This is a genomic window from Halomonas sp. V046 (assembly GCF_052645355.1).
In genome coordinates, this window is the sequence record NZ_JBQXYF010000067.1 from 1 (window position 1) to 352 (window position 352).

1 protein-coding gene is annotated in these 352 nt (G+C 67.3%); it reads left to right on the forward strand.

All coding sequences use genetic code 11. From position 1 onward, the window contains the following. Positions 1 to 352 (forward strand): hypothetical protein (locus tag ACUN9Y_RS22265; RefSeq protein WP_445462920.1); only part of this gene is annotated, 352 nt, incomplete at both ends.

A 352-nucleotide genomic window follows, 5' to 3' on the forward strand; every position in this document is an offset into this window, starting at 1 on the left:
GACTTCGACGCCAACCTCGGCCAGGACAACAACCCCGAGTGGAAGACGGTGGCCTGGGACGAGACCCGCGACCAGCTGGTGGTGCCGCGCGGCTCCATCGGCTTTCGCTGGGGCGAGAACGACGGCGAGAGCAGCGGCAAGAGTGGCAAAAACAGCGGCAAGTGGAACCTCGAGCCGCTGGACGCCGACGGCAAGGACATCTCGCTGCGCCTGAGCCTTAACACCGCCCACGACAGCGTGGCCCGAGTCGCCTTCCCCTACTTCGGCGGCGTCAAGCACGAGCACTTCCCCCACGTCGACGGCAACGAGGTGCTGCACCACCACCTGCCGGCCAAGAAGCTGACCCTGGCCG